22 protein-coding genes and 1 pseudogene are annotated in these 23,764 nt (G+C 43.5%); 8 read left to right on the top strand and 15 right to left on the bottom strand.

The window, feature by feature from the left end; all coding sequences use genetic code 11:
- Positions 1 to 91: 91 nt before the first annotated feature.
- The 3 genes from BCT49_RS13025 to BCT49_RS13015 all read left to right on the top strand — a co-directional run bounded on the left by BCT49_RS13025 (position 92) and on the right by BCT49_RS13015 (position 3,611).
- Positions 92 to 1,123: an NADP-dependent oxidoreductase gene (locus tag BCT49_RS13025; protein WP_102435701.1), complete on the top strand. Its 1,032-nt coding sequence runs from the start codon at positions 92 to 94 to the stop codon at positions 1,121 to 1,123.
- A gap of 33 nt (positions 1,124 to 1,156) precedes the next feature.
- A complete protein-coding gene (locus BCT49_RS13020) occupies positions 1,157 to 1,777 on the top strand; it encodes a glutathione S-transferase family protein (RefSeq protein ID WP_102435699.1) in 621 nt (206 codons plus the stop codon).
- A 151-nt stretch (positions 1,778 to 1,928) separates the two neighbouring features.
- On the top strand, positions 1,929 to 3,611 hold the full coding sequence (locus BCT49_RS13015) for an RluA family pseudouridine synthase (protein ID WP_102435697.1): 1,683 nt from the start codon (positions 1,929 to 1,931) through the stop codon (positions 3,609 to 3,611).
- A gap of 95 nt (positions 3,612 to 3,706) precedes the next feature.
- Here the strand turns inward: BCT49_RS13015 and BCT49_RS13010 are convergent, their stop codons facing one another.
- The gene (locus BCT49_RS13010) at positions 3,707 to 4,090 is read right to left on the bottom strand and encodes a DoxX family protein (RefSeq protein ID WP_102435695.1); all 384 of its coding nucleotides are present in this window, start codon (positions 4,088 to 4,090) and stop codon (positions 3,707 to 3,709) included.
- Positions 4,091 to 4,192: 102 nt separating this feature from the next.
- Between BCT49_RS13010 and BCT49_RS13005 the strand changes: the two are divergent.
- Positions 4,193 to 5,088 (top strand): annotated as a pseudogene (locus BCT49_RS13005) (LysR family transcriptional regulator).
- 86 nt (positions 5,089 to 5,174) lie between these two features.
- Here the strand turns inward: BCT49_RS13005 and BCT49_RS13000 are convergent.
- The 3 genes from BCT49_RS13000 to BCT49_RS12990 all read right to left on the bottom strand — a co-directional run bounded on the left by BCT49_RS13000 (position 5,175) and on the right by BCT49_RS12990 (position 7,589).
- Entirely contained in the window at positions 5,175 to 5,468 is a 294-nt protein-coding gene (locus BCT49_RS13000) for a YkgJ family cysteine cluster protein (RefSeq protein WP_017085602.1), read from the bottom strand.
- A gap of 167 nt (positions 5,469 to 5,635) precedes the next feature.
- Entirely contained in the window at positions 5,636 to 6,820 is a 1,185-nt protein-coding gene (locus BCT49_RS12995; protein ID WP_102435693.1) for a D-alanyl-D-alanine carboxypeptidase family protein, read from the bottom strand.
- A 172-nt stretch (positions 6,821 to 6,992) separates the two neighbouring features.
- Positions 6,993 to 7,589: a DUF4136 domain-containing protein gene (locus tag BCT49_RS12990; RefSeq protein ID WP_102435691.1), complete on the bottom strand. Its 597-nt coding sequence runs from the start codon at positions 7,587 to 7,589 to the stop codon at positions 6,993 to 6,995.
- 268 nt (positions 7,590 to 7,857) lie between these two features.
- On the opposite strand from BCT49_RS12990, the gene BCT49_RS12985 reads away from it, so the two are divergent.
- The gene (locus tag BCT49_RS12985; RefSeq protein ID WP_017068159.1) at positions 7,858 to 8,112 is read left to right on the top strand and encodes a YgjV family protein; all 255 of its coding nucleotides are present in this window, start codon (positions 7,858 to 7,860) and stop codon (positions 8,110 to 8,112) included.
- A gap of 182 nt (positions 8,113 to 8,294) precedes the next feature.
- Here BCT49_RS12985 and BCT49_RS12980 read toward each other — a convergent pair whose 3' ends face one another.
- Both BCT49_RS12980 and BCT49_RS12975 read right to left on the bottom strand, forming a co-directional pair.
- On the bottom strand, positions 8,295 to 9,758 hold the full coding sequence (locus BCT49_RS12980) for a sensor domain-containing diguanylate cyclase (RefSeq protein WP_102435689.1): 1,464 nt from the start codon (positions 9,756 to 9,758) through the stop codon (positions 8,295 to 8,297).
- A 273-nt stretch (positions 9,759 to 10,031) separates the two neighbouring features.
- On the bottom strand, positions 10,032 to 13,199 hold the full coding sequence (locus tag BCT49_RS12975) for a chitinase C-terminal domain-containing protein (RefSeq protein WP_102435687.1): 3,168 nt from the start codon (positions 13,197 to 13,199) through the stop codon (positions 10,032 to 10,034).
- 450 nt (positions 13,200 to 13,649) lie between these two features.
- On the opposite strand from BCT49_RS12975, the gene BCT49_RS12965 reads away from it, so the two are divergent.
- The gene (locus BCT49_RS12965; protein WP_102435685.1) at positions 13,650 to 15,236 is read left to right on the top strand and encodes a BCCT family transporter; all 1,587 of its coding nucleotides are present in this window, start codon (positions 13,650 to 13,652) and stop codon (positions 15,234 to 15,236) included.
- A 152-nt stretch (positions 15,237 to 15,388) separates the two neighbouring features.
- On the opposite strand, the gene BCT49_RS12960 is transcribed toward BCT49_RS12965, so the two are convergent.
- Positions 15,389 to 15,751 carry a RidA family protein gene (locus BCT49_RS12960; protein ID WP_017632780.1) on the bottom strand — a complete coding sequence of 121 codons (363 nt, stop codon included), beginning with the start codon at positions 15,749 to 15,751 and terminating at the stop codon, positions 15,389 to 15,391.
- Between the two features lie 250 nt (positions 15,752 to 16,001).
- Here BCT49_RS12960 and BCT49_RS12955 point away from each other — a divergent pair, with 250 nt between their 5' ends.
- Complete coding sequence (locus BCT49_RS12955) at positions 16,002 to 16,448, top strand: DUF417 family protein (protein WP_076646849.1); 447 nt, start codon at positions 16,002 to 16,004, stop codon at positions 16,446 to 16,448.
- Positions 16,449 to 16,641: 193 nt separating this feature from the next.
- On the opposite strand, the gene BCT49_RS12950 is transcribed toward BCT49_RS12955, so the two are convergent.
- The 8 genes from BCT49_RS12950 to BCT49_RS12925 all read right to left on the bottom strand — a co-directional run bounded on the left by BCT49_RS12950 (position 16,642) and on the right by BCT49_RS12925 (position 22,402).
- Positions 16,642 to 16,908: a YciI family protein gene (locus tag BCT49_RS12950; protein WP_102435683.1), complete on the bottom strand. Its 267-nt coding sequence runs from the start codon at positions 16,906 to 16,908 to the stop codon at positions 16,642 to 16,644.
- A gap of 45 nt (positions 16,909 to 16,953) precedes the next feature.
- Positions 16,954 to 17,472 carry a GNAT family N-acetyltransferase gene (locus BCT49_RS12945; protein WP_102435681.1) on the bottom strand — a complete coding sequence of 173 codons (519 nt, stop codon included), beginning with the start codon at positions 17,470 to 17,472 and terminating at the stop codon, positions 16,954 to 16,956.
- A 70-nt stretch (positions 17,473 to 17,542) separates the two neighbouring features.
- Positions 17,543 to 18,007: an acyltransferase gene (locus tag BCT49_RS12940; RefSeq protein ID WP_102435679.1), complete on the bottom strand. Its 465-nt coding sequence runs from the start codon at positions 18,005 to 18,007 to the stop codon at positions 17,543 to 17,545.
- A 113-nt stretch (positions 18,008 to 18,120) separates the two neighbouring features.
- Entirely contained in the window at positions 18,121 to 18,270 is a 150-nt protein-coding gene (locus BCT49_RS25880; protein WP_198595857.1) for a hypothetical protein, read from the bottom strand.
- A 94-nt stretch (positions 18,271 to 18,364) separates the two neighbouring features.
- Positions 18,365 to 18,721 (bottom strand): hypothetical protein, encoded by a 357-nt coding sequence (locus BCT49_RS12935; RefSeq protein ID WP_102435677.1) that lies wholly within the window; start codon positions 18,719 to 18,721, stop codon positions 18,365 to 18,367.
- Between the two features lie 224 nt (positions 18,722 to 18,945).
- Complete coding sequence (locus BCT49_RS12930; protein ID WP_102435675.1) at positions 18,946 to 20,193, bottom strand: RidA family protein; 1,248 nt, start codon at positions 20,191 to 20,193, stop codon at positions 18,946 to 18,948.
- Positions 20,194 to 21,269: 1,076 nt separating this feature from the next.
- The gene (locus BCT49_RS25690; RefSeq protein ID WP_157938612.1) at positions 21,270 to 21,437 is read right to left on the bottom strand and encodes a hypothetical protein; all 168 of its coding nucleotides are present in this window, start codon (positions 21,435 to 21,437) and stop codon (positions 21,270 to 21,272) included.
- 80 nt (positions 21,438 to 21,517) lie between these two features.
- Positions 21,518 to 22,402, bottom strand: coding sequence for an AraC family transcriptional regulator (locus BCT49_RS12925; RefSeq protein ID WP_102435673.1), 885 nt, complete (start codon positions 22,400 to 22,402; stop codon positions 21,518 to 21,520).
- Between the two features lie 193 nt (positions 22,403 to 22,595).
- On the opposite strand from BCT49_RS12925, the gene BCT49_RS12920 reads away from it, so the two are divergent.
- Complete coding sequence (locus BCT49_RS12920; RefSeq protein ID WP_102435671.1) at positions 22,596 to 23,744, top strand: iron-containing alcohol dehydrogenase; 1,149 nt, start codon at positions 22,596 to 22,598, stop codon at positions 23,742 to 23,744.
- The last annotated feature ends 20 nt before the right edge of the window (positions 23,745 to 23,764 follow it).

Below are 23,764 nucleotides of genomic sequence, written 5' to 3'. Positions count from 1 at the left end.
TATCAATTTGATGACGGCGGGATTTTTAGACAACAAGACTAGACGACTGGTCTAATTCTAAATAAACATAATATAAAATTAAGGACATCCAATGACTCAACAAGACAATCGCCGCATCGTGCTGGCTTCTCGCCCAGTTGGCGCACCGACTCAAGATAACTTCCGCTTAGAAGCCGTAGCAGCGCCAACGATTAAAGATGGCGAGATGCTACTTCGCTCGGTTTACCTTTCTCTCGACCCTTACATGCGTGGCCGAATGAGCGATGCAAAATCTTACGCTGACCCAGTCGCTATCGATGAAGTGATGGTAGGTGCAACCGTTTGTCAGGTTGAAGCGTCAAACAACAGCGATTTTGAAGTTGGTGAATGGGTACTGGCTTACACAGGTTGGCAAGATCTTGGTGTGTCTAACGGTGAAGGCCTTATCAAACTGGGTAAACAGCCAACTCACCCTTCGTACGCACTTGGCATCATGGGTATGCCAGGCTTTACCGCATACATGGGCTTGCTGGATATCGGTCAACCGAAAGAAGGCGACACGTTAGTTGTAGCAGCAGCAACAGGCCCAGTAGGCGCAACTGTTGGTCAAATCGGTAAGCTAAAGGGCTGTCGAGTAATTGGCGTTGCAGGCGGTCAAGAGAAGTGTCAGTACGCAAAAGAGGTACTTGGCTTTGATGAATGTATCGACCACAAAGCGGATGATTTCGCAGAACAGCTGGCTAAAGCGTGTGACAACGGCATCGACGTTTACTTTGAAAACGTTGGCGGCAAGGTCTTCGACGCAGTAATGCCTCTGCTTAACACAGGTGCTCGTATTCCTGTATGTGGCCTTATCTCTCAGTACAATGCAACATCACTTCCTGAAGGCCCAGATCGTATGTCTAGCCTTATGGGTACTCTTCTGGTCAAGCGTATTAAGATGCAAGGTTTCATTATCTTTGATGACTACGCACACCGTTACAACGAGTTTGCTGTTCAAATGACAGAATGGTTGTCTCAAGGCAAGATGCATTACCGTGAGCACTTGATTGACGGTCTAGACGAAGCACCACAAGCTTTCATGGGTCTATTAGAAGGTCAAAACTTCGGTAAGCTTGTTATCAAAACTAACGAAGCAAAATAGCTCAATCAGCTGAAACATAAAATAGGCAGAATCATGATTACTTTGCATCACCTAAACAAATCGCGTTCAAAACGTATCATCTGGCTACTGGAAGAACTTGGGGTTAATTACCAAATCAAACCGTACCAACGAGACAGTGTAACGTTTTTAGCACCACCAGAATTGAAGTCCGTTCACCCTCTTGGTAAATCTCCGGTCATTGAAGACGATGGCGTTGTGATCAGCGAGTCTGGTGCTATCACCGAGTATCTAATCGACAAATACGGTCAAGGTAAGTTCGCCCCCGTGCGTGGTACAGCTGACTATGTAGAATATTCACAGTGGCTTCACTTCGCTGAAAGCTCTGGCATTTTGCCAATGCTGCTTAAAATCTTTGTGATGAAAGACGGTTGCGAAACTAATTTCCTTGGCGGCTACGCTGACGATGAAAACCAAAAGGTTCTAACCTTTGTCAACGAAGCGCTTGAAGGTAAAACTTACCTTGTTGCTGATACTCTGACGGGTGCCGATTTCATGATGTCGTTCATCGTAGAAATCGTGGGTAACTTTGGTGCAACCGCTCTCTACCCTAACATTGCTAAATACGGTGATCTTTTAACGAGTCACCCTGCTTACCAAAAAGCCGAGCAACTTGAGCTAGACCACTCGAACTGATCGAGTTTCAATCAAGCTCGTGCGTCTTTAGGATAAGTACGAGCCACTAAATGAAGCCAAAGCCGATTTATCTTTCGCTTTGGCTTCTCATTTGCCTTCATTTCGACAACAATACCGAACTCTAACTGAACAGCCATAGAGTTTGATTTTCATGTCAGCAAACCTTGCTCAATACACATCACTGCACGCTTTAAACCAACTAGCGAACCAAGACTTATCGCTACCCACTCGGTTTACGTTTCCGTATTACTATACTCCGCACCCAATGTGTGAGTTAGCAATGCAGCAGCTTCAACAGTCATTACTCGACTGTGGTGTGAATGAAACCTCGCAAGGCAACCTCTATGCCGTACTTCTTGTTCAGAATCCAACAACTCAAGAGCTAGGCTACCTTTCTGCATTTTCAGGTTTGCAGTTAGATTCTTCACTAGCCTCTCAGCTAATAGACATCGACTTTGTGCCTTCTGCTTTTGATGGGCAACAGTTTCAAGTCCAAAACACGCAAGGCTTAGCCCAGCAAACTGCTTTGGTTGATGAGATTACGAACCTAGAACAAACTCATAATCTAGATGAACTAACATCAAGCCTAAATGAACTCAAAAACGATGCGAGCAAAGCAGTTGAAACATTTCAACTTGCAATGGCGGCCAACAAGGCAGAACGTACGGTTCTAAGAGAAAAAGCCAATCAAGAGAAAGCGTTGGGGAATCTTGATTCAGCCGCTGACCTGCTTAAACAGTTAGGCAACCAAAGCAGCCAAGAAAATCGCGACCTAAAAGCGCTCCGTATCGAGTGGAAACAAAAGATCGCAGAACGCCAGTCGCAAGTTGACGCCATTGAAAGTGAACTCAAAAGCCGCAAGCAAGAATACCAAGTGATCTCAGCCGAATTAGAAACGCAGCGTTTGTCTCATTATCGCTTTATCAACCAAGCTCTCGAATCAAAGAGCCTACTTGAATTGTTAGATGGCAAAGACGCATTTGAAGGCTCAGGGGACTGTTGCCTGCCTAAGCTGCTTAACTTTGCTTTTAAACACGGGTTTAATCCATTAGCTTTATCTGAGTTTTGGTGGGGATTACCACCAACGGCGGTGATCCGCCAGCACGGAAACCTATACCCTGTTTGCCAAAGCAAAAGCTTCGAGATCCTCGACCACCAGCTAAATGGTATCGAGTTAGAAGATAACCCGCTTATCGTGAACCCTGCGGTTGGCAAATCGTTTGATATTGTCTATGAAGATGACCAGATCGTGGTGGTGAATAAACCTGAAGAGTTCTTGTCGGTTCCTGGCAAGTTCATCGAAGATTCGGTTTATACACGTATTAAAGCACGTTACCCCGATGCAACAGGCCCTTTGATTATCCATAGGTTAGATATGTCGACGTCTGGATTGTTAATTTTGGCACTGACCGCAGAGTCCAATAAACACATTCAGAAGCAATTCATAGAGAGAACCGTAGAGAAGCGTTACACCGCTCTGCTTGATGGTGAAATCCACGGTGAATCTGGCGATATAAGCTTGCCCTTACGCGGCGACATAACAGACAGACCAAGACAATTGGTTTGCCATGAACATGGACGTAATGCAGAAACTCATTGGGAAGCGGTCAGCACCAACAATGGCAAGACTAAGTTTCACTTGTATCCAAAAACAGGCCGCACCCATCAGCTACGCGTACATTGCGCTCACCCGTCAGGCCTTGGTATCCCAATCCGTGGTGATGACCTTTATGGCTACAAACGTGAACGTCTGCACCTTCATGCGGGCTACCTAAAACTGATTCACCCGACCACAGGCAAGTGGGTCGAGTTTGAGGTGCCGTCAGAGTTTTAATCCCAATCTTTAGCGTGGGGCTTTCGAGCCCTACTCTTCTCGAATATCCTGCAAGTAAGCTTTCACCCCTCGAGCTTCGACTGAAAACCAAAACACTAGTACCAGAAATCTAATACTAAAAAGCTTGAACACAACAAAGTGACCATCGCGGGAATACCATCTTTCCAAGTATCAAAGCGGAAGTGGAAATAAAGCGCCCCTATCGAAGTCGCACCCAATATTGCACCACCCATCAATTGAGTCTGTTCTGAGGACACACCACACAAGGCTAAAATCAAAAGAACAGCCCCAGTAAACTCGACTAACCCAACCAGAAACATCATCATTCGATTCAAGCCATAGCTTTTGAAGAAACCAAGCTGGATTTCAAAGACCTTCTTTTGCCAACCAAGCGTCTTAATTGAACTCGCTAACAAAAAAAACAACACCATTAATATGCTTATTACTGTACTCATTTCATCACCTTTCTTAATAATCATGCGTCAATGAGACCATTTAATCATTCATAATTAAGATGATAAATGCTAATTTAATGATAGTTAAGATTCCAAACTGGAATAGATAAACATAAGGTGGGTAGGATGGATAAGATTGAGTGTATTCGTATCTTTGTGGAAACTGCGCAACTTAACAGCTTCACCGCAACCGCCAATAAGTTAAACATGACACAAGGTGCGGTTAGTAAGAAGATCGCATGGTTAGAAAGTGACTTAGGGATGACTCTGTTTCAACGAAACAGCCGCAAGATATCGCTCACTCATGTAGGAAAAGACTACCTAGAATATTGCTCTCGTTTACTCGAAGAGATGTCTGCCATAGAAAGCAGGCTCAAGCGTGAGACAGAATCCGTAGAAGGCGAGCTCAAGATATCTGCGCCAAGTGCCTTTTCATCGATGTTACTCAGTGAGCCACTTCAAGCTTTCATTGAACAGCACCCAGGTATCCGCATTAACCTCAGTGTCGACGATCGCATTGTTAACCTTAATGAGCACAATATAGATGTCGCCATTCGAGCATCACGACTTGAAGATTCAGGGTTAAAAGCTCGTTTTCTTTTCAACAATAAAGTTCAGTACTTTGCTTCGCTCGATTACTTAAAAAATCACGGAAAACTTAAACATCCGCAAGATCTTAGCCAGCATAGTGCTTAACTTATTCTCTGATGAACCCTGCAAACGAATGGCGTTTCACCGACAAAGATCGCCAAAGCACCAGCGTAAAAGTAAACCAAATTTTAACCTCAGACAGTCCAGGAATGTTACTTAAGATGGCTAGACAAGGTTTAGGTGTGGTTGCTTTACCGGATTGGATGGGTAAAGAATTTGTAGAGACTGGGGAATTAACGCCGTTATTAGAAGATTGGAGCAATGACTACTTGCCTATGTACGCGGTGTATCATGCAAGTGATTATTTGCCCCAACGAATTCGAGTATTTATCGATTTTATTGCGGAGTATTTAAGTTCTACAAACAATTAAAGCTCAACCAGTCATCAATCAACCAATCGATCAATCAATAAGTCATCAAGCCTCTATAAACGACCAATCAAACATTAAGGTGGTACTTAGCCCATCACATCTGTACGTTGCTCGACGCATTCGAAAGAGCCCATTTCGAACTCACGACAGATCCAAGGTCGGTTTTCGTAGATCGTACACATCAGTGTTTCTCTATCAACAGCTGAACACCAGCCGTCGTCTAATCTCAGCATGGTCTCGCCGCCCCATTCGTCATACGCAATATGCTCTTCAGGAACACCGGTATCTGTGATGATCATAACCTCTAAACGACAACAGCATGCCTGACAATTGGCACATGTTACTTCGGGTTCGGTTACGTTCTTTATCTCTATGGTCATAAGTGACTACACTGCTAAATTTTGCGTATAGTAATCGAAACCGTTGGCTAGGGCTAATAAAGAAAGCGGGACGCACCGTTTTCAGGCGGGTAAAAATAACAATGGGTGTTGTGATTTACTCACAACACCCATTAAGTTTTCTCGTTTTAACTGAATAACGAGCCTATTTAGAATAGGCTCGCGAAGAACAATTTAATGTAGTCCATCAGACGTTTGAATATGCCACCTTGTTCAACAGCCTCTAACGCAATCAATGGTTGAGTTTGAACATCTTCACCGTCTACTGTGTAATGAACCACACCTAGTGTTTGGCCTTCTGCAATCGGCGCTTCTAATTCAGAATCAAGTTCAATTGATGCCGTTAGCTTTTTACTGTCTGACTTAGGCAAAGTGATGAACGTATCTTCCGCAACACCCAACTTCAACGTGTCTTGTTCACCAAACCAAACCTTCTCTTCCGCCACTTGATCGCCGCCTTGATGTGGGTTTAGTGTGTCGAAGAAGCGGAAGCCGTAACTTAACAGCTGTTTACTGTCTGATTCGCGGCTCTTAACGCTCGATGCGCCCATAACCACTGCGATCAGTCTCATTTCACCCTGTGTTGCCGAACTCGCTAAGCTGTAGCCTGCGCCAGATGTGTAACCGGTTTTCATTCCATCAACGGTTAGGCTTCTATCACGTAGCAAGCCGTTGCGGTTGTGCTGTGTGATGCCATTATAGCTAAACGAGCGTTCGCTGTATAAACCATATACATCCGGCAGGTCACGAATAATTGCGCGGCCAAGTAATGCGATATCGTAAGGGGTCGAATATAAATCTTCGGCGTCTAGGCCATGTGCGTTAGCAAAGTGGGTATTTTCTAGTTTTAAAGACGTTGCCCAAGAGTTCATCAAATCAACAAAGGCGTCTTGTGAACCGGCTACGTGTTCTGCAATCGCGACACTGGCATCGTTGCCCGATTGGATAATCAAACCACGGTAAAGATCCATCATCGCCACGTCGGTGTTCACTTCAATGAACATCTTCGATGAGTCTGGGAATTTTTTCGCCCATGCATTCTCACTGATTCTTACTTGATCATCCGCAGAGATGTTGCCTCGCTTCATCTCCTGTCCGGCTACATAGCTGGTCATCAGCTTGGTTAAGCTTGCTGGGTTTAATTTAGTGTGTGCGTTTTTTTCGACTAGCACATCACCGGAATTAAAGTCGATTAACACATACCCTTTCGCACCTAAGCTAGGTGGAGTAGGTACTATAGAAGGTGCCGCGATAGCTGCATTACTAACCATCGCTGCGTTACTTACAATGAATATACTTAATAGAGGGAGAGAGTATTTGGAGAACAGTTTCATTGAATCAAACCTAAGTTAACGTTTTGTCCAGTATAGACAAATGCTAGCAAAAGGAGCGCGAACTTTACGTTGCTTTACGCAAATGTACCTTTAGTTACAAATAAAAAAGTATAATCTGCGACCTGTCCATTTTTTAAACAAGTAATATTGACTCAATGAATATATTTGACGTTTAGTTTGAACGTTGTGGCATGTGTCTAAATAGCATCTCAACAAAGCCCGAAATACGTTGTTTGCTTTCACCTGTTCCCAGTTTCGGTTGAATACCAGATTGCGCTAGTGCCCGCCACTGTATCACTTCTGAATTCGGCACCGAGAACACAATGTACAGTGAACCTTTTTCAGCCAATTTACCTTTGCCATCATAGAATGGAACACCAGTAGAAAGCTGAACCGCATCAAAAATCGAATTATCATTGAGCTCTGATTCTTCAGCTAAGCCGAAGCCAACCACCACATCGCCAATACCGCTTCCCTGCTCTAAGCTATATCCTTTGGCAGACAGCTGATCTTCAATCGCGTCACGCACCATATCGGTCACTACAGTTTCATCGTATTTTTGCGAAAGGTATACCTGTTCCGATTGCGGGTGCCACGAGTATGTCTTCACACCATTTTTCATGAACTCGAAGTCACCACTGGTCACCACACCATAGTCATGTACTGTTGGCTGTTCTTGTGTCGTACAAGCGGTCAGTCCAACTGCCATTAACACTAGTAGAGCGGATTTTTTTATGCTTTTTGTTGCACAAATGGAACGTTTTATCATTCGTGGCGTCCTTTCCTATATAAGAATAACTATCAATTCAACCTCCAACATAATTAGTAATTATGTTAATAGAAAGGTCATTAAACGTTTGCGTAATCGCTAACCTTCACTTCTGCCAGTTTTGGGGGTTTAATCACAAAAACAGAGTTGGTATAGTTTACCCCGTTAAACAAAACCAGACCATTCGGGGCACGGAGCTTCCTCAATCATCTCATGAAGAGAAGAATTGGTACCGACAAAGTATCGGCAAATTTAAGAGGGTCACACAATGGAATTCAATATGGTTGAAATTTTAGGTTACGCTGCGTCTATTATGGTCGCAATTTCATTAACAATGAAAGACATCGTTCGTCTGCGTGTCCTTAACTTTATTGGCTGTGCTCTCTTCACAGCATACGGCATCATGATTGATGCATGGCCAGTTGCAGCCACCAACGGCTTTATCGCTTGTGTAAACATCTACTTCCTTGCAAAAATGCAAAAGGAAAAAAAAACGGAAGCGATGAAAGCAGCGAAAGCATAAATTAGCGATTCGCATTTCAAATAATTCTGAAAAAGCCCAAACGGTTCCTCTCGTTCTACTAAAGAACAGAAGCACAGTTTGGGCTTTTTTCTATCTATCGTTTTATCTGTTGTTTATCTATCGTTTTAAAAGACGCCTTCAAGGCGGCCGACTTACTTCGAGGCGACGCAATTGAAAGTGCATTAGGTATACGCAATGCGATATTCGTTCTCGCGATACATCTGAGTGTTATTACGACCACTCTCTTTGGCTTGATAAAGCGCTTTATCGGCTTTTTCGATTGTCCCTTCAATCTGAAACAGCACCTGAGCGTAGCAACAACCCGCACTCACCGTTACAGGTGATACCAAACCTTCTATCTGCTCAACCCTATGTCTTAACGCTTCTGATAATTCAAACAACTGAAGCTCATCACAATCAAAGGTCACCAAAATAAACTCTTCGCCGCCATAGCGAGCAATCGAACGATGACTATTTGTAAACTGCTTTAAGGTTTTTGCGACGGCACAAATCACGCTGTCACCCTGCGCGTGTCCGTGTAGGTCGTTTACCGACTTGAAATGATCAATATCCAGCAAAATCACACCCACGCCTTGCAAAGGGTAAGGTGAGTTATCCGATATTCTCAGCTTTATCTGTTCAATAAAACTGCGTCGGCTATGTAGGCCTGTTAAGTAATCAAGGCTTGCCACATCTAAGATCTTTAAATGACGATGCCGCAGGTAAAGCACCAGAACAACGATAATACTCAGTAGACTGACGACCAACGTCATCAAGCTTGCCAGCAGCAGACTGTGATTTTTGTTGAGCTCTTGTTCTAACACACCCGCCGAAATCACCCAATTCAAATACGGATAAAACTTGTAGAAGATGTTTTTACTTGTCGTGCCGTCTTCTGTAGAGATTGAATAACTGAAGTGGCCTTCGGGCTCAGCGACGACTTTATCGATAAGCAATTCTGAAGAATCATCAATCAAGGCTTTTAAGTGCTCATGTTCAAAGTTGGGTTGAAGGACTAACTCGCCCCGTAAATCAACGATATACACATAGCCACTATCGCCATACGAGTACTTTCTCAGTTTGTCTTTAAGAGCTTCGAGATCAACCAAATACATCAGCTCATCTTTATAAGTGGTCGCCACCAATGTATTACCGCTCGGCAGCCTCACCGAGTACGCGACCTTCGCACGCTTTCCGACTTCATGTGGATTAGCGTGCGAGTACTGGGTCATTCCAGACTGTAAGCTCAGTTGTTGTTGGATATGGGTTAAATGAGCACGATTTTGCCCTTGTAAAAACGGGTGATACAGATGAATACCTTGTGGTGACATCAGATAGATATAACCAGACTCTCCAATCACCAATTCGTTGGCAATTCGAATGACTTCTTCGACTTCTTGTTCTGGAGTGACACGCAGTGTGTGAGAGGCGACGGTATCAGTCACACCTTTGAGATAGGTTTTGATCGCTTCGTTAACTGTGGTGTCTACGATGTCGTAACTCGCGTTCACAATCGTACGAAAGAAAAATTGGTTGGATTCTAATAGTGATTCTTTCGTTCGGTTGAATTGAACAGCAGAGAGGATCAGAGAAACTACGGCCAGCACAATTGAGAAACTAAGAATGTATTTACGTCTGACTTTCAAGATTACCCCATAGCTTTCTAATTTTAGGTAACGCTATTTTTTGTTATAGGCAGACTGTTTTATATCATACTTATCTTTTTTACTGAACGAGTGTCGATATTCTGAGAGGTTTCTATACGCAATCTGTGACTTATAGCAAAAACGCCGAACTGGATTCAGTTCGGCGTTTTAATTTTACGCTTTAGTTATGTATTCAAATCACACTAAGGCTCTGATAAATAGACTTAAAATCATTCGCATTCGTTATCTATAAATATATGACCTAGCGTTAGATTAAGAACAAACCTGAGTCCAGCTACCATCACTACCTGGTTCAGAACTTGTCCACCAGTTTGCTTGGTAAATACTGCCGTTGTGAACCACTTGATCACCTGAGTTTGCATGGCTTGGATTTCCCGCCCAATCTTTCTGAGGTAAGTCTGGGTAAACCGCTAAACCAGCTGTATCACATGTACCTGGGTTTGTACCACCATCGCCAGGGTTACCGCCACCAGTGCTGATATCACCTAAAGGTAGGTCTGGTTGCTCAAAGCTAAATGCATAATCGACACCATTCACGCTCACTGCATAGTTAGCAGGGCCCGAGATTGGCAAGTAATACACCATATCTAGCTCATACACACCACCCGCTGGAAGCTCTTCCCATGTCGGCAAAGTAAACGCCACTCGGTGCATGGTTCCATCTAATCCACCAATGTTGTCCGCACGAGTATGACCCGAAGCAATCACAGTTAAACCACCACCGGATTGATCTTTCGCGTTATCAGGTGCTGACACTGGGATATCGAACTGGAACTCGGTACCACCCGGAAGTGCTTGACCTGTGTTGTTTGTAAACGTGATCTTAGGATTGATTGGGTAGTTTTGGTCACCGACTTTGAAGCCACCAACTGAAACCCTAATATCTAACGCTTCTGTCGGGATAGCGCCAGTCGCCACTTTGTTTCCATATGGAGTCGCCGACTTAAACTTATCGTAGATAGCTTTCGTCATTGTATTACCCATGTGGAACTCACCGTTACCGCTGTTACACGCTTGTTCGGTCGTATCGATTGAAGTTCGGTTGCCACTCGCATCGAGTACATAACAGTTATAATCACCTGCGAGTTCCCAGAACATGATACCGCCGATCTCTTTGTCGATAACGTAGTCTGCTTTCACATCAATAGACTGTTTATCTTCCGTTGAAAGGAATACGCCCTTCTCTGCATTCCACAACCAAGGAGCAACCGCCACGCTGTCATAGTTACGCGTGTAAGTACCTGCTAAAACATCCGATGGATCGTTCACAGGATCAAGCTTGTAAGCCTCAGCGTAAGAACCCCAAATACCTTTCTCTAGGTTCTTAGCGTGCCACATTGGGTTAGAGCCAGCGCCCATTTCGTTGCCCTTCGGATCGGTATCGTGCCACATGTTGTCGATACCAATGGCGCCATGACCACAATTGTTTTTCTCGCCTTCACCTGTCCCAGCTGAACATTCAGCTTGGTTTGGAAGTGCAGCTCGGCCCCAAAGACCATTTTCGCCACCTGTCACACCTTGCCAACCACGAGTGTAGTAAGGCACACCGATGTTAATACGACCTGCTGGCATAGAACCACGGAAGTAATGGTAAGCCCAATCCGTGTTCAGATAACCGATTCCACCGTAAGCCGCAGTGCCGTAAACGTTCCACTGTGCTAACTCTGAATCTTTACCTGTATCAAACAATGCAGCGTTATGACCAACGTGATCGTTCCACGCACCGTGAAGGTCATAAGACATAATGTTTACGTAATCGAGGTATTTGGTGACATCGAATGTTTCCATACCGCGCAGTAGGTAACCAGAAGAAGGCGCCGCGATAGTTAACATGTAGTGATTGCCATCTTGCGCAGAGGCTGCATCAAGCTTCTCACGCAACACTTTCATCAACACTTGGTACGAAGCCCATAGATATTGACGACGTGGTTCCATAAAGTCTTTATCGTATGGATTACCTGCGCCCGCCATTGAGGTTGGGTATTCGTAATCGATATCTAGACCATCGAATTGGTACTTACGAAGCATCTCAACCGCGGAAGTCGCGAATGTTTCGATACCTTGATGGTTGATAGAGCCGTCAGCATTGGTTGTCATGGTATAGAAACCACCATCAGCCACTCGGCTGCCATCAGTCGCAAAGTGACCACCGGTTTCAGCCCAACCACCAATAGAGATTAACGTTTTAACGCCATGTTTTTTCTTCGCTGTCGCTAACGCACCAAAGTGACCTTTGAAGCCTAATTCAGGATCAACTTCCACGCCCGGCCATTCTTTACTCACCGCTGCGTTATTTGGATCGTTTACGTCACCCACATTTACTTTGCCATCTGAGCCAATGCTCACGAAAGCGTAGTTAATGTGTGTAAGTTGTTCCCAAGGAATATCATTTACTAAGTAAGCGGCTTGTGGGTCATCCCCTGCACGCCAGCTTGTGAAGTAACCAATCACACGACGTGGGTGATCCGCGCCCATCTTCTCACGGCCTTCATCATCGTAAATCGTACAGTAAGGTACATCGACACCTTGAGTTTGATACAAGCCATCAGGACGACATGTGCTCACTGTCGCTGCGCCATTTACTGTCAAAGAAGCCAGTGCTGAATCAGCCGCAGCGCCTTGGTTGTCGGTAGCTTTCGCGTAAACTGCTAAAGAGCCTGCTTGAGTCGTTGTGTAGTCTAGTGTGTATGGGCTTGTCGCTGCTGTACCCACAAGGGCACCTGCTACGTAGAAATCAACCTTATCGACAGTGCCATCGCTGTCTGCTGCCATTGCTGTAAAGGTAACTACACCACCAACATCCACAGACGTCGCTGAAAGGGCTACTGAAACTGTCGGCGCTTCATTCCCTGGCTGTGCTGAATCAACAGATACAGAAACCGCGCTTGCAACACTCGCTGCGCCTTCATTGTCCGTTGCAACAACTGAAACTTGATGGTTGCCAGACGTTGCAGACCAAGCTGCTTCGAATGGTGCCGATGTCACCACCGCGACCGAAGCACCATCGACAAAAAATTCTACAGAAGCAACATTTCCATCAGCGTCCAGTGCTGTTGCGCTTAATACGACGTTGTCACCTTCAACAATCACATCTGATGCCGTTGGTGCTGTTAACGAAGCCGCTGGTGCTTCATTGGGTGTACCACCGCCTCCATTGCCGCTACACACATCTAGCTTTTTCCACTGTGCGTAGTCACCTTCAAATTGGCTCGGGTTGTTATTTTGATTCCAGTAATTTGCTGAGTACGCGCTGCCGTCATGTGAAACCTGATCACCACCGGTGTATACCGTGGCAGAGTCCCACGCTTCCAACGTTGAACAATCAACAGCCGCATAACTGTTGAACGCCATCAAGCATGACGCGGTGAGAGTACTGAGTGTAAAAACCTTCTTGGCCACTCTTCCTTGGTTTAGGTGCATGTTAGCTATCCCTTAAGTTGTTGTTTCAAGATGTTTAATTTAAATGGCACTTTTCTCACCACTTAAATCTCTTCGCAAAACAACTGTAGGTAACAGCGCCAATTAAACACCTAAAATATTCAGTATTTATAAAATGACTCGCATTAATTTGTTTATAGCATGCAATGAGTCGACACTTATTTTGCACCAACAACTAATATTAATTTATTTCGGAAAGCTAAAAAATAATGTCTCAAAAATCAGAAATGTGACTCAGCGTTGAGAAAAAATTCGCATTAAAACTAACCAAAAAGTAGAGATTTATAGATGATTTGGGTTTCTTTTGGGAATTCGCCCACTTTTTGATAACAAATGTGTTAGTATCTGCGGCTTTTTTGACGAACCTCACATTTCTATGCAAGTGTGGGAGAAATACATAGGCTTGAAAGAGCCAAATATAGCGAAGAAATAATGTCCAACTTGACGCAAGTCGCCAACGAAAACATCAACGCAGAATCTACTTCTATCGATTTCAACAAAGCTCAATCTTTGGGTGAAAAACTGGAACTCGGAAACCCAGTCTTTTGGCTTAGTGGCAGTTTTTTAACCCTCTTTGTCATCCTCGCTTTCACCAACACCTCCGTGTTGTCCGAACTTGTTAACATCGGCTTTAGTTACTCAACTAAGTGGTTCGGTGCTTTCTGGCAAGTCCTACTACTACTCAACTTCATTATCGGCTTAGTGCTTGCACTAGGACGCACAGGCCACGTTCGTTTAGGAACGCTTGCCCTCCCTGAAATGACCACCTTTAAATGGATGTCTATCGTCCTATGTACGCTGTTAGCCGGCGGTGGTGTGTTCTGGGCAGCGGCAGAACCTATTGCTCACTTTGTTTCGGCTCCGCCACTTTATGGCAATGCTGATCCGCAAGCGATGGCGTTCAACGCTCTATCACAATCTTTCATGCACTGGGGTTTCCTTGCATGGGCAATCTTAGGCGGTTTGTCTTCTATCGTGTTAATGCACCTGCATTACGACAAAGGCCTTCCTCTTAAGCCTCGTACTCTGCTTTACCCAGTACTTGGCGACAAAGCAATTAATAGCTGGATTGGTAACGTAGTCGACGCATGCAGCATCGTCGCTGTAGCCGCGGGTACTATCGGCCCTATTGGTTTCCTTGGTTTACAAATCAGCTACGCTCTGAGCGAACTGTTTGGTATTTCAGACAGCTTTGCGACTCAAAGTGTTGTTATCGTATTTGCTATCGCAATGTACACGCTGTCTGCACTAAGTGGCGTGAACAAGGGTATCCAACTGGTTAGCCGTTACAACATCATCTTGTCTGTGTGCCTAATCGGCTACATCCTGCTAGTAGGCCCAACAAGCTTCATCATTGATGGCTACCTACAAGGCATGGGCGAAATGGTCGATAACTTCATCCCAATGGCACTTTACCGCCAAGATACAGCGTGGCTAGGTGGCTGGACGGTATTCTTCTGGGGTTGGTTCTTAGGTTATGGCCCGATGATGGCAATCTTCATTGCTCGTATCTCACGTGGCCGTACCATTCGCCAGATGATCGTTTCTATCAGCATCGTTGCACCGCTTGTAACTTGTTTCTGGTTCAGCATCGTTGGCGGTAGTGGTTTAGCGTTTGAATTAGAGAACCCAGGCGTGATTTCTAGTGCGTTCGAAGGCTTTAACCTTCCAGCTGTTCTTCTAGCAATTACAGCGCAACTGCCGTTCCCAACTCTGCTAGCGATTCTGTTCCTTATCCTGACAACCACGTTCATCGTGACGACAGGTGACTCAATGACCTACACGATCAGTGTGGTAATGACTGGCACAACAGAGCCGAACGCAGCGGTACGTACCTTCTGGGGTATCATCATGGGTGCGGTAGCCATTGCACTTATCTCAATGGGCTCTGGCGGCATCTCTGCCCTGCAGTCGTTCATTGTGATCACAGCCGTTCCTGTATCGTTCATCTTGTTGCCGTGTTTATGGCACGCTCCGAAGATTGCGAAACAAATGGCAAGAGATCAAGGCATCGCTTAATCCCTAATCCGATTTAATTTCGGGTAGCGTGAAAAACGAAAAAGCCACTCAAGTGATTCACCTGAGTGGCTTTGTTTTATCAGTTCGCTGTCTAACTGATTAGCTGATTAACGTTTATATCGACTAATGCTTATTTCTACCGATAGTTCGGCTTATTGAAACTTCTCACCCGCAGCAACCATAAACGACATCTCAACCAACAACTCTGGGTTGGCCAGTTCAGCTTTTACACATGCACGACTTGGTGCGCTGCCTTCAGGGAACCACGAGTCCCAGACTTCATTTAGTGCATCGAAGTTAGCAAAATCTGTTAGGTAAATAGTTACCGACAATACGCGAGATTTATCGCTGTCGACCAAGCTCATCATTTCTTCAGCTTGATCAAAAATTTGCTGAACCTGACTCTTAATTCCAGCAGAGGTATCCGTCTCTGGTACTTCAACAAAACTTGCGATGCCATTAAATACAGTTACATCAGACCAACGTTTGGTCGGGTTAATTCTATGGATTTTCACAGGCGATTCTCTTCTTATAATTAGGATTTATGTCAGCGTAATCTAATCCAAATTCCTAATATTGAAAACAAAAATTAGAAAGCTCCTCTTCCCACCTAAAACCTCCCCTTTGTTACCAAGCATCTTACGACTCGATTTGTCAGGGCTCGAACCTGCGCTCGCTAAAAAAGATTAAGTATTGTTCTCACAGCGAAATTAATTTTGCACTAGTGCGGTCATATTCAGGGATTTTATTAAATGGAGTACTTTTATGCATGTTCAAACCTATGATTTAAAACAGAGTAATGTGGGATATAACCTTGGAGTGGTTGGCGTAGCGTTAGTGCTCGCTTGGATTGGTATTTACAAATTTACGCCAACCGAAGCGATGCTCATTGAACCGCTAATCGCAAATCATCCTGCAATGAACTGGCTTTACAATCTGTTCTCAGTGCAAGCTGTGTCTAACATGGTGGGTGGCGCGGAGATCATTGTTGCGATTGGACTGATCGTTGGATTTAAAAAACCGACAATTGCTTTCTATTCAGGCATTGCAGCAGCGGCTATCTTTGTTGTGACACTCAGCTTCCTGATTACAACGCCAAATGCTTGGAAAGTATCGGATGGCATCTTAGTCACTAACTTCTTCCTAGTGAAAGATATCTTGTTTTTGGCTATCGCGATTAGCGTAATCGAACGAAACAAACCTCAGAAGTAACCGTAAATCTATAAGTGGCCGTAACTAGAAGTAACCTTAAACCTTGAAATAAAAAGACTCGAAGCTGGCTAGAAGGACGCTGCCAGCTTCTAATGTATAAGGCGATAATCTAGATGATAAAGTTTAATTAAAATAGCAAGTTAAGATACCAATTACTTCGTAGAATAAATGTAACCTATAACAAAAACTCGAACTATTTAGACGCCTTCGTCGGCAACATCTCGATGACTTCATACTTAGCGATATTCTCTCGATGAAAAGGATCCTCGGTCAAAATCATGTCTAACTGTTCTCTGTTACTAAGTGTGGACAAAATAACACCACCAGTTCTAGGGTTCTTACGACCCGACAACTGAAAGTGCCCGAGTTCATACTGCTTGTTTAAAAACTCAACATGTTCTGGAATGAAGCGATCCACTTCCTTTAAAGGCACTTGGTATTCGAGAGAAACAATAAACATAATAATTCCTTACTGTTAAGAGAGGTTAGTATTGAGAGTATTCAGTTACACAGATAACGCTTTGCGATAATAATGAGCATCTTGATCCTCCCCTTTGAACACGGCGTAACTTTCAACGCGTTCAACTAAGTCAAAACCGGCCTTGGATAAGATTTTATTTGAGCCAACATTACCTACTAACGCATAGGCATCAACATATTTAAGGGAAGAGTGCTCAGCCAAGTAGATAAGTAACTTCCTCACTGCCTTGGACGCAATACCTTTAGAGCCAAATGCGTGACCTACTCGATAGCCTAGTTCTCCACTTTCAGCGTTCTGGTCGATATCACGAACGTTGATTCGCCCACAAATAGTGCCATTAGCGTCTTTGATCAACATAGGAATCATCTCGCTATTGTCATACTCTTTTAGAAAGTTTGTAACTTGCTCGGCAACACCCGCATTAGAATAAAAACGGTCTTCTCGAGCTGGAACAAATTGCTCAAACCACTCTCTATTTTCAACTTCAAACTCTAATAAAGCACTGACATCGCGTGGGTGAAGTAAGTGTAAAAATATATCCATAATCAATACTCTGATGCTTATCTAAAAAGCCGCTCCTTATGATTCATACATCTCAACTTGTCTTCTGAATCTAAGGTAAGTCTCTTAACTTCTTAGCAGGGTTACCTGCATAGATACCTTTCTCGGTGATGTTTTTTGTTACAACACTACCTGCACCAATAACCACCCCTTCGCAAATGCTGACAGACAATACTGTCGCATTGGAACCGATGGTAACGTTATTTGCTATAACGGTGCGTCCCCAACTGTCTGGGTTTGGATCTGGCTTACCCTCTTTGAACAAGTCATTTGCGAACATCACACCGTGGCCTACGAAGCAGTCACTTCCGATAGTCACATACTCGCAAATAAAGGTATGAGACTGGATCTTACTTCTCTCGCCTATCACGGAGTTCTTTTGAATCTCGGCAAAGGGGCCAACGAACACGTCATCTTTAAGCTCACAACCATAAACATTGCTTGGCTCGATGATGGTGACATTCTCACCACACGTAATATCAGTAATCTGCGCCTTTAAAACTCTAGGACTTGCCATACTTCCTCTCGACATTAGCGTCACAATTCGACCTAAGCAATTGTGCCGTAAGCATTAAAGTGCAGCAAATAGAGATGTAGATAGTTGGTAATGGATCAAAGATTCTGCATCAGCTAAAACAAGCCAACCAACACGACTGACAACAGTATGCCTCCGATAAAACTTGGGGCATGAAATGGGCGAGCTTTAGATTTTACGTACTCTTTCTCAAGGTCTTCTTGGTAAGTTTTGACAGCAAGTTCTTTTACGTAGTTATTTTGCATAATAAGCTCCTTTTCAATGAATAAAAGAAGCTTAATACTTGAAGTTAGGTTGAGGTAAAGTGAAAATTCAAATTAATTGAACACTTTAGTTTTGTTATTCGAGGATTACTCTGAAGACATCGTTATTCACGCCGCCAACATCCACTAACTCTCCCGGCTTCATAACAAGCGAGGCGTTTAGTTGTCGTGTTGAACGTGGCTCTTTCGTTTCTCGAATCACTAACATATCGACGTAGTAGCCAGAATCTTGCTTTCGTATTGACCCTGAAAAAGTCACGCTTTCAACCCTATCCGCGAGCACTGAACTAAATGTTTTATCTTCTAAAACACCCGCAGAGATCGACGTATCACCATAAAAAAGAGTGATAGTTTTTGGGTCAGGAGCTAACTCTGAATTGGATGAACAACCTATCAAGGCTAGGCAAAGCATTAAAATAACTCGAAATTGCATAAACTGGTTTTCTTACGTTAAGCGTCTGTTTTTAATATTAAAACACTTCGCATCAATAAACACCACATGTCGGGCAGAAGCTTGTTTACAGTGAGTGGTATAGCAAGGCTTAATGATGGGGGTTACGTCTTGGGGGAGAGTTCGCTAATCAGAGAATAGGCTCTGGTTCCTTGTTAGGAACTAGAGCCTAAATTTAATTGCTTTTATCGAAGGGGTTCAGTGAATTAAGCAACCACGCCTTGTGGAGGTGTGCCTTCGCAGTTAGAAACGACGGCATCAATTTGGATTAAAGCATTCATAGGAATTTCTGAAATTCCTACTACCGTTCTTGCCGGTAAATCAGCATTAAAGAATGTGGTGTAAATCTCGTTCACCGCATCAATATCTGAAATATCCTTAAGCTGAATATTAATTTTCACCGTATCGTCCATGCTGTGGTCGACACTTTCGATTATCGTCTTAATATTTTGTAGGCACTGTTCAGCTTGTTCTTTTATACCACCAGCAACCACTTCATTGGTTTTCGGATCTACAGGTAGTTGACCAGAAATATGATTGTAGTGAGAGAAAGCAACGGTGTGCGAATAAGGCATGAATGGTGCAGCACTAGTATTATTGGTTTCAATAACCAGTAAACGAGTGTCTTCTGGCAGTTGTGGCGGTGTACCGTCGCCATGTGAAACGGATGTATCGATTTGAATTAAAGCGCCCATTGGTAGTTCAGCGGCATTAACAACCGTTCGCGCTGGTACATAACTTGGGAAGAACTTAGTGCAAACTTCATTTACCTTTTCTGCATCTTCAATATTCTTAAGGTAAATAGTGGTTTTAACCACATCATTCATAACATGACCGATGCTCTCTAGAATCGTTTTAATATTTACTAAACATTGTGTCGTTTGTTCTGTGATACCGCCTGAAACCAACTCATCTGTATTTACATCGATAGGCAATTGAGCCGAAAGGTTGTTGTAGTGAGAAAAAGCCGCGGTCTGCGTGGACACTGCACTTTGAGGTGCATTATCCGTGTTTCTCGATACCTTTACTAGTGCACAAGGTGCTTGTGGTTTAGTACCTTCGCCGTTAGAAATAAGCGCATCCATTTGAACTAAAGCGTCACTGTTCGGTAGCGCAGCTACGCCCACGACTGTGCGTGTAGGGAGGCTGTTTTGGAAGAAGCTTTTGTAAACTTCATCAATAGCATCGATATCAGAAATATTCTTAACGAAAACATTAATCTTCACCACATCATCCATAACATGGTCGATGCTTTCAACAATAGCCTTAATATTATTTAAGCATTGTGCAGCTTGGTCTTTAATATCACCAATCACAACTTCACCTGTTTTAGGATCGACAGGTAATTGAGCTGAAAAGTTATTATAATGAGAAAAAGCGACCGTTTGTGTAGATACAGAATTTATTGGTGCGTTTTCAGTATTTCTTGAAATTTTAATGATATCGCAACTCATCGGAATTATCCTTTTAATAATATAGTAATACGTATTTAAATTTAACAATCGTATTAGAAAGAATGATTAAAGTAGCGCCATGTTAAGTGAATTATTTTAGGGTAAACGTGATATCCATCAGAGTCTAAGTAGACTATAAATCAGCAAGTTACAGAATAATTAGTCATCAAACGACTAATTATCCGTGATAAGGGGCTTTATCGAATGCCAAAGTATCTTTATTTTTGGGTATATCCAATAATAATGAATACTATCTCAGATAATGTGATGAGAAATTCCCGAAGTTTAGATGTTGTTTGATAGGTTGTTCACAATAAAACAGCCTTATTATCAGAACCATTGAACTACCACTAAAATATTCTGCATAAACTCTTAATCAATTTAACTAATTATTTTTAAGAGTCTATTTTATACAAATACGTTAAAAATATGTTCGATACTAAAATGCCAATAATCTGCCAAAGCCCATGATTAGATACATTTACTCATATAATTAAACAAGTGAGAGGTTCAGGATAACTGCGTGAGAAAGATGGTTTAGATACTAGGAAGTAGCGCTTTCTGGAATCAAGATGGCGTCAACGTTTGACTATTGACGCCATACTCGTGAGTTATTTTTAATTTGAATAGCAAGATTTAATAGATGATAAAAGCAAAAACAGTTTGAGGCAGTCTGTTTGGGTATACGGTGTCTCCCTACGACCGTGAACTGATACATGCCGATTTAACAAGGTATCGCATTCATTGCTATCAAAATTCACCTTAGAAAACAGAGCTTCCGTAACGTTTGCAATATCATTTAGCTTATATATTAGGGAGTAATGGCACTGCTCTGAATTAACTCTGTTCCTTATCCCTGTTACGTAGCGAAGACTTTTGTAGTCACCTCTATTGGCAAGATACATAAGGGATGCTTCAATAATGCTAAACAAACTAGGTATACAAACATTATAAAAACCTAACTCAAAAGCCTTAATACATTCTTTCAACATATCGCTGTGAGGTGAAATTATTAACTCAGTTTCTCTTTCCAGTTCAAACAAAATTAGAGTATCGAACCTTTCCTTTAAAAGTATTTATATCGCCTCAAGATCAGTTAATCCACTTTCGCGTACGAACATGAATAGCTCATCTTCTATAAGGTCTGAAGTAATACACCAACCATGATTTTTTAGATTTTCGCTGCCCAACCATAGAGCGCGCTCGATGATATTCTGAACAAGTTCAAGTCTATCTTTATCCATATTAATTCCGACGTTCCCAACTAAATATTTAACAACCTATCAGACAGAGAGCACTTTCCAGCCATTCGTATAAAGGAACACTAAACAGCTCTTGGTGTGGTATTTAAGTGGCGCTTAAATTCGCGGCTGAATTGGGATGGGCTAGAGTAGCCGACTCGGCGTGCAGCGTCATTGATTCGCAGGCCTTCTGACTGAATCAGCTCTTTAGCTTTGTTGAGCCTTACCTTCTTGAGGTATTGAAGGGGTGATTCAAAGGTGACGTTACGAAAAGCATTGTGGAAAGCAGACACACTCATGTTCGCTTCATCGGCCAACGATTGAACGGTAATGGTTTGGTCATACTCTTCATGTACTTTAGACAGTGCTTTGGCAACACGTGCGTAATGGCCGTCGTGATGGGCAAGATCGAACAACACACGCCCTTCTGAGCCTGTCAGTGCGCGATAAACAATTTCACTGACAAGCGCATCGCCCAGTATATTGGCTTCGATGTCACAGTGAAGCGTTTTGATCAGTCGAGTAAAGCTATCTAGCATCTGCTCTTCCATGGGTGTCGACTCTAAACCACTCGAGTTCTGCTTATGCTTGTTGCAGTAGCTTTCGAGAAAACCTTGGTCTTCTAGCTTTTTCACCAAACTGTGTAAACGCTGAGAATCAATATTAATAGACAGACCAAGCAAGGGTTCACCATCAACAGGCAACGCTTCGCACTCTAGTGGCATTGGCACACCGACGACAAGGTAATCACCCGCGGCGTAAGTAACAGGCCGTTCACCGATATAGATGTTCTTTTTACCCTGCCCAAGCATGATGATGCCAGACTGATAGGTAAAAGGTTGGCGCTGGTTACCACCACTGCTTCGGTAAAACCAGACACCCTCGATCTCAGTTTCTCTGATCCCTTCGAGATCATTCAAACCTTTGTATTCGGCGTAAGACTGCATTAACTGAGCGAGTGTATTCATAACGGGTGATATTCCATTCAAGGTGCGGAGTGTATTTGCACAAAAGCCTAAAAAGAATAACAACTTTGTAGAAATAGGCAATTAATTTGGAGAAACTGGTCTTCACCACCCTAGTTTCCTGTACTAATATGCAAATATAGAAATTGAGCAACACATCAGAATAAAAAATCTAGCTTTACACAAGGAACCTACAATGCAATTTACTTATGTTAACCCTACTGTGATTCACTTTGGCCAAGGTCAAATCAACGCTATCAGCCAAGCGGTTGATACTTCAAAGAAAGTACTTGTCATCTACGGTGGCGGTTCGATCAAAAGCAATGGTGTTTACGACCAAGTAGTCGCTTCTCTTAAAGATCACGCTTGGATTGAGTTCGCGGGTGTTGAAGCAAACCCTACGAAAGAGACGCTAGACAAAGCCGTCGCTCTTGTTAAAGGAGAAAACGTAGAATTCATTATCGCTGTTGGCGGTGGTTCGGTAATCGATGGTTCTAAATATGTTGCTGCAGCAGCTAAATACGACGGTGACGGTTGGGACATCCTAGCGGGCAAACACCAAGTAACAGAAGCAACACCAATCGGTGCAGTACTTACGCTTCCTGCTACGGGTTCTGAATCTAACATGGGTGCAGTAATCACGCGTAAAGCGACTCAAGAGAAACTGGCATTCATGAACCCTGCAGTACAGCCTAAGTTTGCGGTAATGGACCCAGATGTAATGAAGTCTCTGCCTGAACGCCAATTGATCAACGGTTTAGTTGATGCTTGGGTACACGTGTGTGAGCAATACATCACAATGCCAACAGACGCGATGGTTCAAGACGGTTACGCAGAAACACTGCTGAAAAACCTACTTGTACTGGGTAAGCAATACGATGAGCGTGACAACGACGCATGGCGTGCAAACCTAATGTGGACAGCAAACCAAGCGCTTAACGGCCTGATTGGTACTGGCGTTCCTCAAGATTGGGCAACACACATGATTGGCCACGAGTTCACAGCACTATGGCACGTAGACCACGCACGCTCACTTGCGATTGTTCAACCTTCACTACTTCGTAACCAAATCGAAGCGAAGCGTGGCAAGCTAGAGCAAATGGGTCGTAACGTATTTGGCCTAGAAGCGGGTGCTGACCTAGCAGAACGTACAATCACTGCAATCGAGGCGTTCTACCACAGCCTAGACGTTGCAACTATGTTCGACGGCTACGAAGCAACTAAAGCGGCAGCAATCGACAACGTTGTTGCTCAACTTGAATCACACGGTTACCTACAACTTGGTGAGAACCAAGCAATCACGCCAGAGAAAACGCGTGAGATTCTAGAGTCTGCGATTCACTAAGATTCGCTAAAACTTAAAGA

This window comes from Vibrio lentus, assembly GCF_002875945.1.
Classification (GTDB): Bacteria; Pseudomonadota; Gammaproteobacteria; order Enterobacterales; family Vibrionaceae; genus Vibrio; species Vibrio apostichopi.
Note: the sequence above shows the minus strand (reverse complement) of the source record. Positions and strands in the feature narration are given on the sequence as shown.

What these genes read in the sequence shown, in the direction of transcription:
- BCT49_RS13025 (WP_102435701.1), top strand. Translation starts at nt 92, where the DNA reads ATGACTCAACAAGACAATCGCCGCATCGTGCTGGCTTCTCGCCCAGTT.
- BCT49_RS13020 (WP_102435699.1), top strand. Translation starts at nt 1,157, where the DNA reads ATGATTACTTTGCATCACCTAAACAAATCGCGTTCAAAACGTATCATC.
- BCT49_RS13015 (WP_102435697.1), top strand. Translation starts at nt 1,929, where the DNA reads ATGTCAGCAAACCTTGCTCAATACACATCACTGCACGCTTTAAACCAA.
- BCT49_RS13010 (WP_102435695.1), bottom strand. Translation starts at nt 4,090, where the DNA reads ATGATTATTAAGAAAGGTGATGAAATGAGTACAGTAATAAGCATATTA.
- BCT49_RS13000 (WP_017085602.1), bottom strand. Translation starts at nt 5,468, where the DNA reads ATGACCATAGAGATAAAGAACGTAACCGAACCCGAAGTAACATGTGCC.
- BCT49_RS12995 (WP_102435693.1), bottom strand. Translation starts at nt 6,820, where the DNA reads ATGAAACTGTTCTCCAAATACTCTCTCCCTCTATTAAGTATATTCATT.
- BCT49_RS12990 (WP_102435691.1), bottom strand. Translation starts at nt 7,589, where the DNA reads ATGATAAAACGTTCCATTTGTGCAACAAAAAGCATAAAAAAATCCGCT.
- BCT49_RS12985 (WP_017068159.1), top strand. Translation starts at nt 7,858, where the DNA reads ATGGAATTCAATATGGTTGAAATTTTAGGTTACGCTGCGTCTATTATG.
- BCT49_RS12975 (WP_102435687.1), bottom strand. Translation starts at nt 13,199, where the DNA reads ATGCACCTAAACCAAGGAAGAGTGGCCAAGAAGGTTTTTACACTCAGT.
- BCT49_RS12965 (WP_102435685.1), top strand. Translation starts at nt 13,650, where the DNA reads ATGTCCAACTTGACGCAAGTCGCCAACGAAAACATCAACGCAGAATCT.
- BCT49_RS12955 (WP_076646849.1), top strand. Translation starts at nt 16,002, where the DNA reads ATGCATGTTCAAACCTATGATTTAAAACAGAGTAATGTGGGATATAAC.
- BCT49_RS12950 (WP_102435683.1), bottom strand. Translation starts at nt 16,908, where the DNA reads ATGTTTATTGTTTCTCTCGAATACCAAGTGCCTTTAAAGGAAGTGGAT.
- BCT49_RS12945 (WP_102435681.1), bottom strand. Translation starts at nt 17,472, where the DNA reads ATGGATATATTTTTACACTTACTTCACCCACGCGATGTCAGTGCTTTA.
- BCT49_RS12940 (WP_102435679.1), bottom strand. Translation starts at nt 18,007, where the DNA reads ATGGCAAGTCCTAGAGTTTTAAAGGCGCAGATTACTGATATTACGTGT.
- BCT49_RS25880 (WP_198595857.1), bottom strand. Translation starts at nt 18,270, where the DNA reads ATGCAAAATAACTACGTAAAAGAACTTGCTGTCAAAACTTACCAAGAA.
- BCT49_RS12935 (WP_102435677.1), bottom strand. Translation starts at nt 18,721, where the DNA reads ATGCAATTTCGAGTTATTTTAATGCTTTGCCTAGCCTTGATAGGTTGT.
- BCT49_RS12930 (WP_102435675.1), bottom strand. Translation starts at nt 20,193, where the DNA reads ATGAGTTGCGATATCATTAAAATTTCAAGAAATACTGAAAACGCACCA.
- BCT49_RS25690 (WP_157938612.1), bottom strand. Translation starts at nt 21,437, where the DNA reads ATGGATAAAGATAGACTTGAACTTGTTCAGAATATCATCGAGCGCGCT.
- BCT49_RS12925 (WP_102435673.1), bottom strand. Translation starts at nt 22,402, where the DNA reads ATGAATACACTCGCTCAGTTAATGCAGTCTTACGCCGAATACAAAGGT.
- BCT49_RS12920 (WP_102435671.1), top strand. Translation starts at nt 22,596, where the DNA reads ATGCAATTTACTTATGTTAACCCTACTGTGATTCACTTTGGCCAAGGT.